14 protein-coding genes are annotated in these 16,958 nt (G+C 61.4%); 10 read left to right on the top strand and 4 right to left on the bottom strand.

Annotated elements, in window-relative coordinates; translation table 11 throughout:
- Positions 1–64: 64 nt before the first annotated feature.
- From ACRC0P_RS00615 to ACRC0P_RS00605, 3 genes are all read right to left on the bottom strand, one after another.
- On the bottom strand, positions 65–1,249 hold the full coding sequence (locus tag ACRC0P_RS00615) for a hypothetical protein (protein WP_438627481.1): 1,185 nt from the start codon (positions 1,247–1,249) through the stop codon (positions 65–67).
- Positions 1,249–1,821 (bottom strand): tRNA-(ms[2]io[6]A)-hydroxylase, encoded by a 573-nt coding sequence (locus ACRC0P_RS00610; protein WP_438627479.1) that lies wholly within the window; start codon positions 1,819–1,821, stop codon positions 1,249–1,251. The genes ACRC0P_RS00615 and ACRC0P_RS00610 overlap by 1 nt, the downstream gene beginning before the upstream one ends.
- A 161-nt stretch (positions 1,822–1,982) precedes the next feature.
- Positions 1,983–2,420 (bottom strand): acyl-CoA thioesterase, encoded by a 438-nt coding sequence (locus tag ACRC0P_RS00605; RefSeq protein WP_438627477.1) that lies wholly within the window; start codon positions 2,418–2,420, stop codon positions 1,983–1,985.
- Positions 2,421–2,708: 288 nt separating this feature from the next.
- Here ACRC0P_RS00605 and fabV point away from each other — a divergent pair, with 288 nt between their 5' ends.
- From fabV to ACRC0P_RS00560, 9 genes are all read left to right on the top strand, one after another.
- The gene (gene fabV, locus ACRC0P_RS00600) at positions 2,709–3,887 is read left to right on the top strand and encodes an enoyl-ACP reductase FabV (protein WP_438627475.1); all 1,179 of its coding nucleotides are present in this window, start codon (positions 2,709–2,711) and stop codon (positions 3,885–3,887) included.
- A gap of 209 nt (positions 3,888–4,096) precedes the next feature.
- On the top strand, positions 4,097–5,140 hold the full coding sequence (locus ACRC0P_RS00595; protein WP_438627473.1) for an NADP(H)-dependent aldo-keto reductase: 1,044 nt from the start codon (positions 4,097–4,099) through the stop codon (positions 5,138–5,140).
- Positions 5,141–5,411: 271 nt separating this feature from the next.
- Entirely contained in the window at positions 5,412–8,207 is a 2,796-nt protein-coding gene (locus ACRC0P_RS00590; protein WP_438627471.1) for a TonB-dependent receptor domain-containing protein, read from the top strand.
- Between the two features lie 81 nt (positions 8,208–8,288).
- Positions 8,289–8,522, top strand: a complete 234-nt coding sequence (locus ACRC0P_RS00585; RefSeq protein WP_438627469.1) for a DUF2789 domain-containing protein — start codon at positions 8,289–8,291, stop codon at positions 8,520–8,522.
- Between the two features lie 134 nt (positions 8,523–8,656).
- Entirely contained in the window at positions 8,657–9,619 is a 963-nt protein-coding gene (gene lpxL / locus ACRC0P_RS00580; RefSeq protein ID WP_438627467.1) for an LpxL/LpxP family Kdo(2)-lipid IV(A) lauroyl/palmitoleoyl acyltransferase, read from the top strand.
- A gap of 91 nt (positions 9,620–9,710) precedes the next feature.
- Entirely contained in the window at positions 9,711–10,586 is an 876-nt protein-coding gene (gene dapA / locus ACRC0P_RS00575) for a 4-hydroxy-tetrahydrodipicolinate synthase (RefSeq protein ID WP_438627465.1), read from the top strand.
- Positions 10,587–10,626: 40 nt separating this feature from the next.
- Positions 10,627–11,802 (top strand): outer membrane protein assembly factor BamC, encoded by a 1,176-nt coding sequence (bamC, locus tag ACRC0P_RS00570; RefSeq protein WP_438627463.1) that lies wholly within the window; start codon positions 10,627–10,629, stop codon positions 11,800–11,802.
- On the top strand, positions 11,802–12,569 hold the full coding sequence (locus ACRC0P_RS00565) for an MBL fold metallo-hydrolase (protein WP_438627461.1): 768 nt from the start codon (positions 11,802–11,804) through the stop codon (positions 12,567–12,569). The genes bamC and ACRC0P_RS00565 overlap by 1 nt, the downstream gene beginning before the upstream one ends.
- A gap of 277 nt (positions 12,570–12,846) precedes the next feature.
- Positions 12,847–13,671, top strand: coding sequence for a sulfite exporter TauE/SafE family protein (locus ACRC0P_RS00560; RefSeq protein ID WP_438627459.1), 825 nt, complete (start codon positions 12,847–12,849; stop codon positions 13,669–13,671).
- A 195-nt stretch (positions 13,672–13,866) separates the two neighbouring features.
- On the opposite strand, the gene ACRC0P_RS00555 is transcribed toward ACRC0P_RS00560, so the two are convergent.
- The gene (locus tag ACRC0P_RS00555) at positions 13,867–15,399 is read right to left on the bottom strand and encodes a peptide MFS transporter (protein ID WP_438627457.1); all 1,533 of its coding nucleotides are present in this window, start codon (positions 15,397–15,399) and stop codon (positions 13,867–13,869) included.
- Positions 15,400–15,767: 368 nt separating this feature from the next.
- Between ACRC0P_RS00555 and ACRC0P_RS00550 the strand changes: the two genes are divergently transcribed.
- Complete coding sequence (locus ACRC0P_RS00550; protein ID WP_438627455.1) at positions 15,768–16,844, top strand: tetratricopeptide repeat protein; 1,077 nt, start codon at positions 15,768–15,770, stop codon at positions 16,842–16,844.
- The last annotated feature ends 114 nt before the right edge of the window (positions 16,845–16,958 follow it).

The following is a 16,958-nucleotide window of genomic DNA, read 5'->3' as shown; positions in this document are numbered from 1 at the left end:
GGCCCATGGCCGCGATCGTATTGTGCTACGAGGTGAGTCTGATCGCGGCCATGGGCCGCTCCTACTAAGTACCCTGAGACACCGAGGTGGTTTGCGCGAGTAATTCACGCAATGGCCGAGGCGGATGCCACCGGCGCTGCATCAGGTGAATAAAACGCAGTGTGCGGAAGGCGTCGAACCAGTGGTGGAAGGCGGTCTCCCTGGCGACGCCCTGCAATTTTTGCTGCCGGCAGTGATTGGTAAATTGTTGCCAGCCCAGTTCCTCCAGCGCCTCCCGCCAGCGGGGGTTTTGACAGACCTGCCCGCCATCCTCCAGGGCTTCGTTCAGGAAATTGCGCAACTCTCCGAATACCTGGGGTGCATACCAGGTGGGCTCTTCGCCCGACTCCAGTTGCCCGGCAATTTTTGCCGTGGCCGGGCCGGTGCCGAAGGGTACCCGGTCGGACAGCCGCGCGGCAATGCGCACGGGTGCGCGGCCGGTGAGTTCCGCCACCGGTGCCAGCTTGCCCAGTTTATTCAGCAGGTAAAAATCCTCACCGGCGGCTTTTTTCGGGAATCCCCGCGCGGCGCAGTAGTGGCGGGCGCTGATCGCCAGGATGCTGCCGATGGTGTGATAGGCCCAGGGGGAACCGGCCCGGCGCAGGTTTTCCACATAGTAATGCAACGCCTGTTCGTAGAGTTGCAGCGCCTGGTGCACCGGACTGTGGCCGCTGTCGTGGGCGAAGGGGTAGAGGGCGGCGCTGGTGGTTTGCGCATCCGGAAGTCCCTCGAAGTAATCGTCGGGCAACCGCGCGTCCGCGTCCGTGGAGTGTATCCAGGGGCTGCAGAGGAAACCCCGGTGATGCAATTGTGCCGCGATATCGCAGCCGATCCTGCGCGCCAGGCCCACGCCCTGTTTGCGCGGAATGCGCAGCGTCTCCCGCCAGCGCTCCACCAGTAGAAGGCCGCCGTTTTCTCCCCAGGGGCGGAGGCTCAGGTGTCTGTTCTGCCAGGCGGGCGGGGAGAGTTTTTCTATCGCCTGCAGCAGTTCCCGGTTGCTGTTTGCGCTGGTGTCGCTGTCCGGCTGGTTGACCACCAGTACCAGCAGCAGTTTTTTTGCCGGGAACTGTTCGAGCAACCGCTGCAGGAAATCCGGCGATTCCCGGTAACAGGGAATAACCAGTGTGTGCCGGTAGCGGTTGTCGGGCCAGGTGTTCAGCAGGCGGATTTCCGGCTCCGCGTATTTTTGCAGATACTTTTCCGTAGCCATCAATGCAGTGCGGCGCGATGGGGGAGGGCGGCGGCGATAACGGCTTCGGCATCCAGCAACTGGTCGAGACGGGCTTCCACCGTTTCCCGCGGGAAATATTCCAGGGCCAGCTCCACAAACAGCTCGTGGTGGCGGGCCTCACTTTCGGCGATCACCTGGTAGAAGGTTTTGAGCGTGCCCTCTGGCAGTGCTTCGGCCACCAGTCCGAAGCGCTCACAGCCGCGGGCCTCGATAATGCCGCCGGTGAGCAGGCGGTCGAGCAGGTACGCTTCGCTGCCGCGGCGGATCAGTTTGCGGATGGCGTTGATGTAGGGATCTTTCTCGTCCGGAGCCTGGTAGACACCGCGCTCGTGCATCAGTTTGATCACCTGGCGGAAGTGGTTCATCTCCTCCAGCGCCAGATTCACCATGGCCTCCACCAGCACCGGCTTGTCCGGATAGTGGGAAAACATGGACACCGCCATGCCGGAGGCCTTTTTCTCCGCGGCGGCGTGGTCCTGCAGGAAGCGGTCAAAGTCGGCCAGTACCGGCTCCGTCCAGGATTTTGGGGTGGTGAATCTCAGCTCGAACATGGTGGCGGTATCAATCGCAAATGCGCGATTATACCGCCTGTTCGCCCCCTCTCCCTACTTTTGCCCCCTCTCCCCAACCCTCTCCCCCGAAGGGGGAGAGGGAGCCGGTTGCTCCCCTCTCCCGCTTGCGGGAGAGGGGTTGGGGGAGAGGGCTCGGGAGACTAACTGGCCAGGCGCTGCTCCCTCCGCTCTTTCTCCTCCTGCTCCAGCTGCGAGTCCTCCCCGGCCTCGTCCAGGGTCATACCCGCCTTCTTGTGCGGAGTGGGTTTGCCCTCCCCGTCCAGGGCGACAAACACGATGCGTTCCACCTGGATGATCAGCTCGCGGGTCTGCTTGTTGCGCACCTCGCAGCGCACGGTGAGTGAGGTGCGGCCTATATCCACCACCTCGAAACCGAATTCCACCACGTCGCCGCAAAACGCCGAACTCACGAAGTCGATCTCCGACATCAACTTGGTGACCACCATGGGGGTGCCCATCTGACAGCCGGCGAAAATGGCCGCCTCCTCGTCTATCCACGCCAGAAGCTGACCGCCGAACAGCCGTTGCGCCGGGTTGAGATCTCCGGGTTTCACAAAGTGACGTGAGTAGTATTTCATGCCTACCTCTCTGCCTCGCTATGGGTTAAGAACAGGCCGCGGTCCGCTACGGCCCCAACATTGAATCTGCACTAAGCGTGCCAAAAAGAAGTCGCGGGCGGCGGAATCCGGGCAAGGAGGCGCTGATAGCGGCGGGGAGCCGTCCGGGCGCTTTGGCCGGGGAGGAGGATATTCTGGACAGCGATTTACGTGCCCTGTGACGCCGGCTATGGGACTGGCCGGGTTATGCCTATAGAATGCCCAGCCTGTGACTGTAGGTTCCCAAAATCGAGGGGGAGAATTCCAGGCATGATTATCCAGCCGAAAGTACGCGGTTTTATCTGCACCAATGCCCACCCGCAGGGCTGTGCCGCCAACGTGCGCGAGCAGATCGACTACATCAAGTCCCAGCCGGCCATCGAGAACGGCCCCAAGAAGGTATTGGTGGTGGGCGCCTCCACCGGCTACGGCCTGGCCTCGCGCATCACCGCCGCCTTCGGCTGCGGCGCCGACACCCTGGGGGTCTTCTTCGAAAAGCCGCCCACGGACAAGCGCACCGCCTCCGCCGGCTACTACAACGCCGCGGCCTTCGAGGAGGAGGCGCACAAGGCGGGCCTCTATGCCAAAAGCATCAACGGTGACGCCTTCTCCGATGAGATCAAGGCCAAGGCCATCGAGATGATCAAGGAGGACATGGGCAAGGTCGACCTGGTGGTCTACAGCCTGGCCTCGCCGCGACGCAAGGACCCGAAGACCGGCGAGCTATACAGCTCGGTGCTGAAGCCGATCGGCGAGGGCTACACCGCCAAGAATCTGAACACCGACAAGCTGGAGATATCCGATATCACCGTGGAGCCCGCCAGTGAGGAGGAGATAGCCGCCACGGTGAAAGTGATGGGCGGTGAGGACTGGGAACTGTGGATGGACGCCCTCGACGAGGCCGGCGTGCTGGCGGACGATTGCAAGACCGTCGCCTACACCTATATCGGCGAAAAGCTCACCTGGCCCATTTACGGTCACGCCACCATCGGCAAGGCCAAGGAAGATCTGGACCGCGCTGCCAGGGCCATCAGTGAGAGCGACAAGGCCGAAGCCCATGTGGCGGTACTCAAGGCGCTGGTGACCCAGTCCAGCTCCGCCATCCCGGTGATGCCGCTGTATATCTCCCTGGTCTACAAGGTGATGAAGGAGGAGGGCACCCACGAGGGTTGTATCGAGCAGCTCTACCGCCTCTACACCGAGGGCCTCTACACCGACAGCCCGCGGGTGGACGATGCCAACCGCCTGCGTATGGATGAGAAGGAGCTGCGGCCAGAAACCCAGGCCAAGATCGAGAAACTGTGGCCGGAGGTGACCGAGGACAACCTGTTCGAACTCAGCGACTACAAAGGCTACCAGGCGGATTTCCTCAAACTGTTCGGTTTCGGCATCGAGGGCATCGATTACGACGCTGATGTCAGTCCGATGGTAGAGGCGGATTTCGAGTAAACCCGCCGTCTCCTGTAGGAGAGCCCCTGGGAACGCCGAGCTCCAGCTCGGCAAAGCGGGCCGCAGGCCCGCCTTGATCCTCCACCGCCCTATGACGCGGCCTCCGGCCGCGGTGCCGAGCTGGAGCTCGGCGTTCCCAGGACGGCCGCTTCTACAACTCCATTTCCTGTCCCTGCAAAATTTCCGTTCCACCTGTAGGAGTTTTCTCCATGGAATACCGCCAACTGGGCACCACCGACCTCAAGGTCAGCCAGATCTGCCTGGGCACCATGACCTGGGGTGAGCAAAACACAGAGGCCGAGGCCTTCGAGCAGTTGGACTACGCCCTCGACCGGGGCGTGAACTTTATCGACTGCGCGGAGATGTATCCGGTACCGCCGCGCCCGGAGACCTACGGGCGCACCGAGGAGATCACCGGCAACTGGTTGGCGGCGCGGGGCAATCGGGACCAGGTGGTCCTGGCCACCAAGGTCACCGGCCGCGGCGACGCCAACTCCGGCGTGGCGCATATCCGCGGCGGCCCCCGGCTGGAACGGGCGCAGATCCTCAAGGCCTGCGACGAGTCCCTGCGGCGCCTGCGCACCGATTACATCGATCTCTATCAAGTGCACTGGCCCGAGCGGCACGCAAATTTCTTCGGCCGCCTGGACTACAAGCACGACAGCGATGACGGCGTGCCCATTGCCGAGACCCTGGGTGCGCTGGAGGAACTGGTGCGCGCCGGCAAGGTGCGTCATATCGGCGTCTCCAACGAGACTCCCTGGGGAATGCACCGGTATCTGCGTCTGGCCGCCCACGGCAACAGGCCGCGCATTGCCTCCATCCAGAACCCCTATAACCTGCTCAACCGCAGCTTCGAAGTGGGCTGCGCGGAAATGGCGATTCGCGAGCAGTGCGGCCTGCTGGCCTACTCGCCGCTGGCCTTCGGTGCCCTGTCCGGCAAATACCTGGGTGGGCGCAAACCCGCCGGAGCGCGCCTGACCCTGTTCGAGCGCTTCCAGCGCTACACCGGCCCGCGTGCGGCGGCGGCCACCGAGGCCTACGTCGGCCTGGCGCGGGAGTTCGGCCTGGACCCGGCGCAGATGGCCCTGGCCTTCGTCAACCGGCAGCCGTTCGTCACTTCGAATATTATCGGCGCGACGACGATGGAGCAGTTGCGGGCGAATATCGATAGTGTGAAGGTGAGGCTGAACGAAGAACTGTTGGCGGCGATAGAGGCGGTGCACTACGACAGTCCCAATCCGGCGCCGTAATCCTTTCACGGCACGCCTGCTGTGCAATAACCGGGTTTGTTGTGACAAAGGAAAGGAATTTGGTGGCAGAAGTGTGAAATTCTACTAATTTTTGCCGAAATCTTCTGATAGTTTTCTCCCTGAGGTAACAAAAATAAATGACCATCAAGGGAGTTGAAATATGTCAAATCATAAAAAGGTTTGTATCGGGCTAGTCTTTTCCTCCACATTGCTGTCAGCCGCGATTGCCCAGGGACAGTCGGAGGGCGCTGGTGCTATAGAAGAGGTCCTGGTGACAGGATCCAAGATCCGCCAGAGCCCCCTGGAGCAGAATGCTCCGGTTACCACGCTCACCGAAGAGGACCTGCGCCGTAGTGGCGCCAATTCCATTGCCGATATTCTCCAGCGCATGCCCACTTCCGGCGGCGCGCTCAACACCAAGTTCAACAGTTCCGGAAACTTCGGTTTCCCGCCGGACGGCGGCGGCATCGGGGCCGGTGCCGCGCAGGTGGACCTGCGCAACCTGGGTTCCAACCGGGTACTGGTATTGGTGGACGGTGTGCGCTGGGTTAATGGTTCCTCCGCCTCCGGTGTCTCCAGTGCCACCGATCTCAACACCATTCCCACGTCGATTATCGAGCGTGTGGAAGTGTTGGAGGATGGTGCTTCGGCCATTTACGGTTCCGATGCCATCGCCGGTGTGGTCAATATCATCACCAAGAAGGATTACGATGGGTTTGGCCTGTCCGCCCACAGCGGTGTGACCAGCGAAGGGGATGGGCAGACTCAGGAATACAACCTGTCCTGGGGTGTCAGCGGCGACGATACCAACATGTTCTTCAATCTCGCCTTTAATGACCAGGAGGAGATCTATGCCAGCGATCGCGATATTGCGTCCTATCCCATTCCGGGGGTGGAGGATTGCGCGGCGGGCTGTTCGGCCGGCACTCCGCAGGGGGGCTTCTTCGGTATCATCGATCCGAACACCGGGCGGGAATTGAACCTGACCACAAATGACGGTGTGAGCGGTATTCCCGTTTACGATCCCGCCAATCCCGGTGGTCCCAATGATGATTTCCACGCTTTTACCAATGCCGACCGATTTAACTTTGCGCAGTACAACCTGGTGCAGGCGCCGCTAAAGCGCTGGAGCGCCTTTAGCCAGATCAGCCAGGAACTGAACGACAGCGTCACCATGCGCTTCAAGGCGCTGTACAACAATCGCCAATCGCGAAACCAGGCTGCACCCGAGCCGCTGTTTATCGGCCCGGACGCGGGCAATGGCAACCTGATGGATACCATTGCCATTGACGTAAGCAATCCGTACAACCCCTTCGGTTTCACAATCGACCCGGACACCAGCCCCGCCTACGCGATTACCCGTCGCCCGCTGGAAGGCGGCCCGCGGGTATTCCGCCAGGATGTGGATACCTTCTATGTGAGCGGCGGTTTCGAGGGGGATTTTGTCCTCGGCGAGCGCACTTTTTACTGGGATACAACCCTGGCCTATTCGCGCAATCACGCCACGCAAATCAAAACCGGCGGCTATAACTCGCGGCATCTGCAGTTGGCCCTGGGGCCGGTGGATGAATGTGCGGCCATACCCGGCTGTGTACCCTTTAATATTTTTGGCGGGCAGGGCGCCAACGGCGAGGGCACCATCACTCAGGAGATGCTCGATTGGGTCGGCTTTATCCAGAAGGATGAAAGCGAACAGCAGTTGAAGGACTTCACCGCCAACCTGTCCGGCAGCCTGTTCGAGTTGCCAGCAGGTCCGCTGGGTTTTGCCATGGGTTTTGAATACCGCGATCAGGAGGGTTACTTCCAGCCGGATGCCGTGGTGGTAGCCGGTGAGAGCGCCGGCGTGCCCTCCAGCCCCACCAGCGGCAGCTATGACAGCAACGAATTCTTCGTGGAATTCGATGTGCCCCTGCTCGCCGATATGACCATGGCTCGCGAGCTGAATCTGTCCCTGGCGGGCCGCAGCCAGGACTACAGCACCTTCGGTTCCGAGGTTACCGGGAAATACGGCCTGCGCTGGAGGCCCGTGGATGATGTGATGGTGCGCTATTCCTTCGCCGAGGGCCTGCGCGCTCCGGGGATCGGTGAACTGTTCGGTTCCCAAGCGCGCTTTGACCAGACGCTGGAAGACCCCTGTTCCGGGCTGGATGGCGATACCGATCCGACGATTGTCGAGAGCTGTGTGGCCCTGGGGGTTCCAGGTGATGGCTCCTATACACAGTTAAACCCGCAAATCTCGGTGACCACCGGCGGTAATTCGGAGCTTGAGCCCGAAACCTCTGAGAGCGTGGTGTGGGGTATCGTATACAGCCCGTCCTGGGTGGATAGCGTCGATTGGATCGGTGGGCTGGATCTGGAGCTGAACCATTTCGATATCGAGGTGGAAGGCGCCATTCAGGCACTGAACGCGAGTACCCAGTTAAACGCCTGCGTTCAGACCCTGGACCCGGTGCTCTGCTCCGGGATCAGCCGGACAGGCAGTGGCGCGATCAATGGCTTCTCCAACCAGCTTACCAATATCGGTGGCATAGAGACGTCCGGTTACGACTTCCGTATCACCTACGAGACACCGGAAACTTCTGTCGGCACCTTCCGTGTGCAGTGGGCGAACAGCTTCCTGAGCGAATATACGGAAATTTTCCCATCGGCTGACGGCTTCCTGGAGGTGGAGCGCGAAGGCACCGAAATCGGCGACCCGGAACGCGGTTTTCCCGAGTGGAAGTTCAATGTCAACCTGGACTGGCACCACCGGGACTGGGCCGCCACCTGGACTCTGCGCTATATCGACGAGTTGACCGAGTCCTGTGAAGCAGTTGAAGGCCTTGGGCTCTGCTCCGACGAGGCGGCACTGGAGAACAAGCTGGATGCCACCGTGTACAACGATGTCCAGCTCACCTGGTCGCCGGTGAACACGAGCAACCGCTACGCGGTGACCCTCGGGATCAACAACCTGTTCGACGAAGAGCCCCCCGAGTGCTACAGCTGTGCGCTCAACGGTTTCGACGCGACCAACTATGACGCGCCGGGTCAGTTCGTATACCTGCGCCTGGGCCTCAATAGCAACTAGTGCCACTACAGGGCCGGGGGGATAGCCGCCCCCGGCGCTTTCCTATACTGTTGCAAGGTATTGCGACCGCGGGGAGCGATCATGGAAACCACCGGCCACCACACCGTCAACGACCTCTTCGCCCAACTGGGCCTCCCCTCCGATGACGACGCCGTTGAAAGTTTTCTCGAACGCCACCACCTGAGCGGTGAGGAGCACCTGTCCGAGGCGCCCTTCTGGTCCGGCGGGCAACGGGAGTTCCTGGAGCAGGCGATCCTGGACGATTCCGACTGGTGCGAGGCGGTGGACGAACTGGACACCCTGCTGCGGCATTGAATGACCAGTAGGGTGCGCCGTGCGCACCGTCGGGCCGAATGGTGCGCACGGCGCACCCTACCACTCGCCAGGTCCCTCCCGCCATCGCTATAATGCGCCGCTTTCGACCGCCACAGCGGCAGACAAGACACCCGATGGAAAAACCCCACTTTCGCGCAGCGCTGCTGCATCCGCGCTACTGGCCGACCTGGCTGCTCTTCGCCTTCTGGTACCTGGTCGCGCAACTGCCCTACCGCTGGCAGCTAACCCTGGGCCGCGGCCTGGGCCGGCTGATGCTGCGCCTCGCCAGCCGCCGCCGCACTATTGCCGAGCGCAACCTGGCGCTGTGCTTCCCCGAGCTTTCTGAGGAAGAGCGCGCCGAGCTGCTGCGGCGCAACTTCGACTCCAACGGTATCGCGCTGGTGGAAACCGGCATGGCCTGGTTCCGCTCCAGCCAATGGTTGCGCAAGCGCTTCACCATCAAGGGCCTGGAGCACCTGCGGCAACCCCAGGAACGGGGGCAGGGGGTGGTGCTGATGGCGATGCATTTCACTACCCTGGAGATAGGCGCCGCCTTTATGGCCATGTGCCACAAAGTCGACGGCATGTACCGCCCGCACAAGAATCCCGTGTACGACTATATGCAGCGCAAGGGTCGCGAGCGCCACGGGGAGGATTCCGAGGTCTACCAGCGCAAGGATGTGCGCGGCATGCTGCGCGCGCTGAAGAGGGGGCGTTCGGTATGGTATGCGCCGGACCAGGACTACGGCATCAGCCACGGGGTCTTCGCCCCGCTGTTCGGCCAGCCCGCGGCCACTGTCACCGCCACTTCGCGTTTTGCCCGCCTGGGACGGGCACAGGTGGTACCCTACATGGTGACCCGGCTGGAGGGCGGTGCAGGCTACCGCGTGATGATCTATCCCCCGATAGAGGAAATTCCCTCCGGCGACGAACTGCAGGATGCGGTGGTGGTCAATCAGTTTATCGAGGCGCGCCTGCGGGAGAATCCATCCCAGTACATGTGGGTGCACCGCCGCTTCAAGACGCGCCCGGAAGGTGCTCCGGACGTCTACGGCGAGGCCCGCAAGCGCAAGCGGCGGCGCAAGAAGCGCAGATAGCCTGCAACTGGTCTGGCATCCGCCCGGCGCGCTCAGTAACATACCGGTTTCGTTTTTCGGCGGCTCAACCGGTGAAAGGTAAGGAGTTAGGATGTTTTCCGGCAGTATGGTGGCCCTGGCTACCCCCATGTACGCAGACGGCAGCCTGGACTGGGACAGTCTGCACAATTTGGTGGAGTGGCATATAGAGCAGGGTACTCGCGCCCTGGTTGCGGTGGGCACCACCGGTGAATCCGCTACTCTCGACGTCAACGAACACCTGGAGGTGATCCGCCGCGTGGTGGATCAGGTGGCCGGGCGCATACCGGTGATCGCCGGCACCGGTGCCAACTCCACTCAGGAGGCCATCGAACTCACCGAGACCGCCTCCAAGTGCGGTGCCGACGCCTGCCTGCTGGTCACGCCCTACTACAACAAGCCCACCCAGGAGGGTCTGTACCAGCACTACAAGACCGTCGCCAAGGCCGTGGCCATTCCCCAGATACTCTACAATGTGCCCGGGCGCACCGCGGTGGATATGCTGCCGGAGACGGTGCGGCGCCTGGCGGCGATCGGCAATATCGTCGGCATCAAGGAGGCCACCGGTGACCTGGACCGCGCGCGAGAGCTGCTGGAAATCCTGCCCGGGGATTTCGCCGTCTATTCCGGTGACGACGCCACGGCGCTGGAGCTGATGCTTGCCGGTGGCCACGGCGATATCAGCGTGACCGCCAATGTGGCACCGGCGGCGGTGGCGCAGATGTGCGAGGCGGCGGTCGGTGGCGACGCCGGGACAGCGCGCGCCATCGACGAACGTATCCGCATACTGCACAAAGTGCTGTTTGTGGAGTCCAATCCGATACCGGTGAAGTGGGCGCTGCGGGAGATGGGGCGCGTGGAGGGCGGTATCCGCCTGCCATTGACCTCCCTTTCCGCCGAACATCACGCCACAGTGCGCGAGGCGTTGCGTAGCGCCGGGATATTGTAAAAAACGCGCCGCCCAAGATTCGAAAGTAAAGGTATCGATAATGACAAGATTCACTGCTGGAACCGCACTCGGGATCGCCAGCCTCGCGCTGGTGGGCTGCGGAATGTTTGGCGGAGACGACGGCTATTTCCGCGACCGCGGCGATGACTACCAGATGGCCAACAGCCTGCCGCCGCTGCAGTTGCCGCCCGGTGTCACCGCCAAGCACCAGGAAGAGCTGTACGAGATTCCCCAGGTCGGCGGCGGTGAACTGGAGCGCGGCGAGTTCGAAGTGCCGCGGCCCCAGCCTCTTTCCACCAATGTGGGCTTGGACCGGGTGAAGATCCAGAAGCTGGGCAACCGCCGCTGGGTGCTGGTGTCCCAGCCGCCGGACGAGGTGTGGCCACAACTGCACTATTTCCTGCGCAGTTCCGGGCTGCAGCTGGCCATGTCCGACGCCAGTTCCGGGATTATGGAAACCGTCTGGCTGACTTTTGGCGAAGATCCCAACACCAAAGACAAGTACCAGTTACGGGTGGAGTCCGGCGTGCAGCCGGATACCACGGAAGTTCATGTGCGCCACCTGTCGGTACCTCTCGACGCGCCGGTGGCCGGCCAGGTCAACTGGCCGGAGCGGTCCACCAGTCCGGAGCGCGAGGGCTGGATGATCGACGAGATGTCCACCTCACTGGCCGCTGAGTCCACCGGCGCGACTGCGTCGCTGGTGGCCCAGGCGATCGGCGGCGGCTCGGTGAAGGTGCAACTGGTGGAGCCGGCGGGCAAGGAACCCTATATCGCCATGGACCTGGCCATGGACCGCGCCCGGGCCACCGTGGCTCACGCGATCAACGTCGGTGCCTATCGGCTGCACCAGGAAGATGCGGACGTCGGCCTCTTCTATGTCACTTACGACGAAGACCGCGAGCTCTCCGAAGAGGATGACGACAGTTGGTTTTCCTGGAGATTGGGCAAGGGCGAGGACGAGCAGGTAAAGGCCGCGGATAAAGTGACTTTGCAACAGCTGCTGGCCAACATCGATCCCTCTGCCGACCCGGCGCTGTTCAGCGGTATCGAGGGCCTGGGCGGCGCTGCGGACCAGCAGATTCCCGGATACCTGGTGCTGGTGCGCGGCACCGGGGAGGCAGTCCAGGTTCGCATTCGCGACACCCGCGGGAAGCCCCTACCCCGCAACCGGGCGACGCAACTGTTGATGGCTGTTCGTCAGAATCTCATTTAATGTTGCGCTTTGCCTCGCTGGGAAGCGGCAGCAAGGGCAACGGCACCCTGGTGGCCAGCGGCGGCCACTGCCTCTTGGTGGACTGTGGCTTTACCATCAGGGAGACCGAGCGGCGCATGGCGCGGCTCGGTGTGTCGCCGGCGGACCTGTCCGCGATACTGGTGACCCATGAGCACAGTGACCACCTCTCCGGTGTGGCGCCGTTGGCCCGCAAGTACGGACTGCCTGTCTACCTGACCCCCGGAACCCTTCGTGCGCGCGATATCGGCAAGCTGCCGCGGGTCCACCTGATCGAGGGCCACCAGCCGTTTGCGGTGGCGGACATCGATGTGACGCCGGTGGCTGTCCCCCACGATGCGCGGGAGGCGGCGCAATTCGTATTCCGCAGCCGCGGCAGCAGCCTCGGCCTGCTCACCGACCTGGGTACCGTGACTCCCCATGTGGAGGCACATTTTGGCGATTGCGATGCCCTGGTACTCGAGGCCAACCACGATCCGCAGATGCTCGCCCAAGGCCCTTATCCGCCGTCGCTGAAGCGGCGCGTGGGGGGTGCCTACGGCCACCTGAGCAACCAGCAGGCGGCCGGCTTCCTGCAGCGGGTCGGCTGCGAGCGGTTGCAGCATTTGGTGGTGGCGCATATCAGCGAAAAGAACAATACCGTCGAACGGGCCCGCGAAGCCCTCGAGGATGCCGCCGGGCAGGTGGCCAACTGCATTTTTGCCTGCCAGCAGCAGGGATTCGACTGGCTCCATATCGACAAGGCTTGAAATAACGTAACTACTCTCCCCTCCCCCGCTTGCGGGGGAGGGGCCGGGGGAGGGGGCTTTGATCAGCGCCCCCTCTCCCTAACCCAGTGACTCGCGCCATCCATGGCGCTCGGCCTTCGGCCAGCTAAAGCTGCCCAAATCCGCTCCCGGCGGATTTGTCCCCAAAGGGGGAGAGGGGACTGTTGGGGTGAGTAGTTACGAAATAACTTTGTGGGAGCCTGCCCTGCAGGCGCCAGCAGACTGGCTCCCACGAAAAGGGCGTTGCAGGGGGAGGGGGATGGAAACACTGCTGATCTATCTGCTGCTCGGTGCCGCCGCCGGCACCATCGCCGGCCTGTTCGGCGTTGGCGGCGGCCTGATCATAGTGCCGGCGCTGGTGCTGGTGTTCACCGCCCGGGGCCTGGCACCGGAAATCCTTACCCATATGGCAGTGGCTACTTCCCTGGCCACCATTGTTATCACCTCCCTCAGTTCCATCCGCGCGCACCATCTGAAAGGCGCCGTGGACTGGTCGGTTTTTCTCGCCATGACGCCGGGCATCCTGCTCGGTTCCTGGCTCGGCGGAGTGACCGCCCACCTGCTCCCGGGTGCCTGGTTGCAGCTGTTGATCGGCGTTTTCGCCCTGGTGATCGCCGTCAAGATGTGGCTCGATGGCCTGCGCAGCGCGCAACTGCCCACTGACGGCAGCCGTCTGCCCGGAGCCGCGGCGCTGTCTGCCGGTGGGGGTGTTATCGGCTGGGCCTCCGCGATCTTCGGCATTGGTGGGGGCTCGCTCACCGTGCCCTTCCTGTCCCACTGCCGGGTGCAGATGCAGCGCGCCGTGGCCACCTCCGCCGCCTGCGGCCTGCCCATTGCGGTAGCCGGGGCGATCAGTTTTGCGGTACAGGGATGGGGAGAGGAGCAACTGCCGCCCTGGAGCAGCGGTTATATCTACTGGCCGGCGTTTCTCGGCATAGTGCTCGCCAGCACGCCCTTCGCCCGGCTCGGCGCCAACTTGGCCCACCGGCTCTCGCCGCAGGTGCTCAAGAACTGCTTTGCCGGCCTGCTGTGCGTGATCGGGTTGCGGTTTATCTGGCTGAATGCGGGGTTGGTACTCGGATAATTGGTCGGGACTCGGGACTCGGGACTCGGGACTCGGGAAGGCCGCGGAAGATGGGCACGTCGCCGCGCTCCTTTGCCCATCCTACAAGGTGAGCCGACTTATCTTAGTGCCATTCGGTTGGCTACTGCCGCAAACAAAAAAGGCCGCTGCTCACGCAGCGGCCCGCTAATGCGTACTTCAGGCACTGCCCATACCTCAGGCAGTGTTGGCTTCCGCCTCAGTCCCCGCTGGGGAGTTTCCCGGCTGCCCCTGCCCTTCCCAATACTTGGACTTCAGTCCAACCAGGATAAGGATGATGCCGATGCCGATGCTGAACAGGCTGATCTGCAGGTACAGATTCGGCAGCTCTTCAACGTTGTTCGGATCGAAGTTTCCTGCCAGTAAGCCAGAGATGATGTTACCGATTGAGTAGGTCAAAACGAACACACCCATCATCTGGCCTGCAAAGCGGCGTGGTGAAAGTTTGCTGACCGCACTTAATGCAACGGGGCTCAGGCAGAGTTCGCCCACAGTGTGCAAGAAGTAAGTTGTGATCAACCAGTAGGGAGCGACTTTTAAACCATCTGCAGCATACTGTGCGGCGAAAAACATCACGATAAAGCCGGAGGCCATAATGATCAGACCTATGGCACATTTGAGGCTATAGGACGGGGTGATCATGCGCTTGCCCAAGTTGATCCACAACGCGGCAAAGAAGGGCGACAAGATGATAATGAACATCGGGTTGGCGTTCTGGAACCAAGAGGCCGGAATCACAAATGACCCGATCAGGCGATCGGTGTAGTCGCGGCCAAACAGGTTCAGGGAGGAGCCCGCCTGTTCGAAACCGGCCCAGAAGCAGGCAGAGGCTATGCAAACCAGGAACAATGCCCATAGCCTTTTCTTCTCTACCTCGCTCAGATTACCGCCGAAGTATATGAATCCGTAATATGCGAAGAAGATCGAGGTGAACGCCACCGCTACATACTGGGCAAGCAGCACTGGATTGATGGTAATGATTTTTGCCAGTGCAAGGCCGGTGATGATGGCTACGGCGATAACAACCGCACCGATAACGCGCCACGCCATTTTCGAGCCCTTTGGTGTCAGCGGGCTTTCCGGCAGGAGGCTGGCGTCTCCCAAGTTGTGAATTGTCTTGCGATATTGGATCAGGCCAATGGCCATACCCACTGCCGCGGCGCCGAACCCCCAGTGCCAACCGATATCCTCGCCAAAGTAACCGCAGATGGTATAGCCGAGGACTGAGCCCATATTAATGCCCATATAATAGAGCGCGTAGCCACTGTCACGGCGGACGTCGTCGGAGGAATACAGGTGGCCTACCAGTGCGCTGATGTTCGGCTTGAGCAGGCCGGTGCCTGAGGCGACCAGAATAAGGCCAATAAAGAAGGTGTTGTCATTGGGAATGGCCAGGACAATGTGGCCACACATAATGATGATGCCACCGTACCAGACAGCCCGTTGACCACCCAGCAGGCGGTCCGCAATCCAGCCGCCGGGCAGGCCTAAAAAGTAAACTGCCCCGGTGTAAAGGCCGTAGATTGCTGTTGCGGCTGCCACGGTGAAGGCAAGCCCCTCTTCCTGCAAGCTCGCAGTCATAAACAGTACGAGCAGGGCCCGCATACCGTAATAACTCATGCGTTCCCACATTTCAGTGAAGAACAGGGTTGAGAGCCCTTTGGGATGGCCGAAAAAGCCATCACTGTTCTGATGTGTATTCGACGACATAATCTGAATTTCCAGTTGTTATAGCTTTAACCTGAATCCGTGACTTCAGGTCTAATTGAGGCTGGATACGGCAACGGTAAAAGCCGTAGTGGTGTCCGCGACATTAGAAGACATAGAAGTGCCTCTGCCTGTAGATAGTAAGGGAAACCTCTGGCGTACAGAGCTTCCAGTAAAAACCTGCGAAGTGTAACAGTTGGTTGTTATCTAGGCTAATGGTTACAGGTGAAACGAGCGTGAGGGGTTTACAGGCAGCCCGGTTAGTGGTAAAGCTCATAAGAGCCTGCCGCCAGGGAACTATAACGATGAAAATCTCCCTCACAGTGACCGGAATTCTCTTTGTTGTCGTATTTTTAGGTGCTTGCACCACTATGCCGCCGACAGCCACGGAGGTGAACACCGGTCATCTGCTCAGTGGCGAGCCGCTGCTGGGCTACCGGGTGACGCCACAGCAACTGCCGGAGGTCGATATCCTCGGCCTCAGCGACGAGATGCGTGAACTCCTCGACAGCACTGCCCCGGATGCCAGTTCTTCGCAGAGGCTGGTGGTTCTGCTAAAGGCCTTCGGTGAGCAGTTTCATGTGGAATACGACGCGGACAGCACCCTCACTGCCGCGGAGACCTTCCGCAAGCAGCGCGGCAACTGCATGGCCTTTACGGTAATGATGGTGGCCATGACGCGGGCCCTGGGGGCCGAGGCCTATTTCAACCAGGTGGAAGTGCCGCAGACCTGGGACTATGCGGACGCGGACACCTTCGTCGTTTACCGCCACATCAACATGGTCTCCAGTACCCCGCGCGGTCGCCGCATTGTGGATTTCAACCTCGAAGCCTACGACCCGGTGTACGATCAGTTCCGCCTGTCCGACTCCGCCGCTTTCGCCCAGTTCTACAGCAACCGCGCGGTGGAGCTGCTGAAGGAAGGGGACTCTCGCGCCGCCTTCCTGTACATGCGCAAGGCTCTGGAACTGCAGCCGCAGGGCAGCGAACTCTGGGCAAATCTCGGGGTGATCTACGGGCGCGCGGGATTTGCCACCGAGGCAGAGCAGAGCTACCTACAGGCCATCCGCTTGAAACCGGCCAACCTGACCGCCATCAGCAACCTGGAACGCCTCTACCGCAACAGCGGCCGCGAGGTACTGGCGGAACACTACGAACGCCAGGCCCGCTACTACCGCGAGCGCAATCCCTACTACCTCTATTTCCAGGCTCGCAATGCCTACGAACACGGCGAATTCGAACTGGCACACAAGCGGCTCCGCCGCGCGCTGTGGAAGTACAGCGACGATCACCGTTTTCACTTTTTGATGGGGCTGACCAATTACCGCCTGGGGGATATGAAGGAGTCGCGGGAACATTTTACCGAGGCGTTTTCCCTGGCGGAAAACCCGGGTACCAAGAACGCCTATATGCGCAAGCTGGAATATTTGCAGCAGGGGCAGGAGTAATTCGCCTGCAGGGCAGGCTCCCACGGGAATATGGAGCCAATTCTGTGGGAGCCTGCCCTGCAGGCGAAAATCGAAAAAAAGGGGCGCCGATCGGCGCCCCTTCTCTTGTTTGCT

It is taken from the genome of Microbulbifer sp. (genome assembly GCF_051659245.1).
Taxonomy (GTDB): Bacteria; Pseudomonadota; Gammaproteobacteria; order Pseudomonadales; family Cellvibrionaceae; genus Microbulbifer.
Note: the sequence above shows the minus strand (reverse complement) of the source record. Positions and strands in the feature narration are given on the sequence as shown.

What these genes read in the sequence shown, in the direction of transcription:
- ACRC0P_RS00615 (WP_438627481.1), bottom strand. Translation starts at nt 1,249, where the DNA reads ATGGCTACGGAAAAGTATCTGCAAAAATACGCGGAGCCGGAAATCCGC.
- ACRC0P_RS00550 (WP_438627455.1), top strand. Translation starts at nt 15,768, where the DNA reads ATGCCGCCGACAGCCACGGAGGTGAACACCGGTCATCTGCTCAGTGGC.
- fabV (WP_438627475.1), top strand. Translation starts at nt 2,709, where the DNA reads ATGATTATCCAGCCGAAAGTACGCGGTTTTATCTGCACCAATGCCCAC.
- ACRC0P_RS00605 (WP_438627477.1), bottom strand. Translation starts at nt 2,420, where the DNA reads ATGAAATACTACTCACGTCACTTTGTGAAACCCGGAGATCTCAACCCG.
- lpxL (WP_438627467.1), top strand. Translation starts at nt 8,657, where the DNA reads ATGGAAAAACCCCACTTTCGCGCAGCGCTGCTGCATCCGCGCTACTGG.
- ACRC0P_RS00585 (WP_438627469.1), top strand. Translation starts at nt 8,289, where the DNA reads ATGGAAACCACCGGCCACCACACCGTCAACGACCTCTTCGCCCAACTG.
- bamC (WP_438627463.1), top strand. Translation starts at nt 10,627, where the DNA reads ATGACAAGATTCACTGCTGGAACCGCACTCGGGATCGCCAGCCTCGCG.
- dapA (WP_438627465.1), top strand. Translation starts at nt 9,711, where the DNA reads ATGTTTTCCGGCAGTATGGTGGCCCTGGCTACCCCCATGTACGCAGAC.
- ACRC0P_RS00560 (WP_438627459.1), top strand. Translation starts at nt 12,847, where the DNA reads ATGGAAACACTGCTGATCTATCTGCTGCTCGGTGCCGCCGCCGGCACC.
- ACRC0P_RS00595 (WP_438627473.1), top strand. Translation starts at nt 4,097, where the DNA reads ATGGAATACCGCCAACTGGGCACCACCGACCTCAAGGTCAGCCAGATC.
- ACRC0P_RS00610 (WP_438627479.1), bottom strand. Translation starts at nt 1,821, where the DNA reads ATGTTCGAGCTGAGATTCACCACCCCAAAATCCTGGACGGAGCCGGTA.
- ACRC0P_RS00565 (WP_438627461.1), top strand. Translation starts at nt 11,802, where the DNA reads ATGTTGCGCTTTGCCTCGCTGGGAAGCGGCAGCAAGGGCAACGGCACC.
- ACRC0P_RS00555 (WP_438627457.1), bottom strand. Translation starts at nt 15,399, where the DNA reads ATGTCGTCGAATACACATCAGAACAGTGATGGCTTTTTCGGCCATCCC.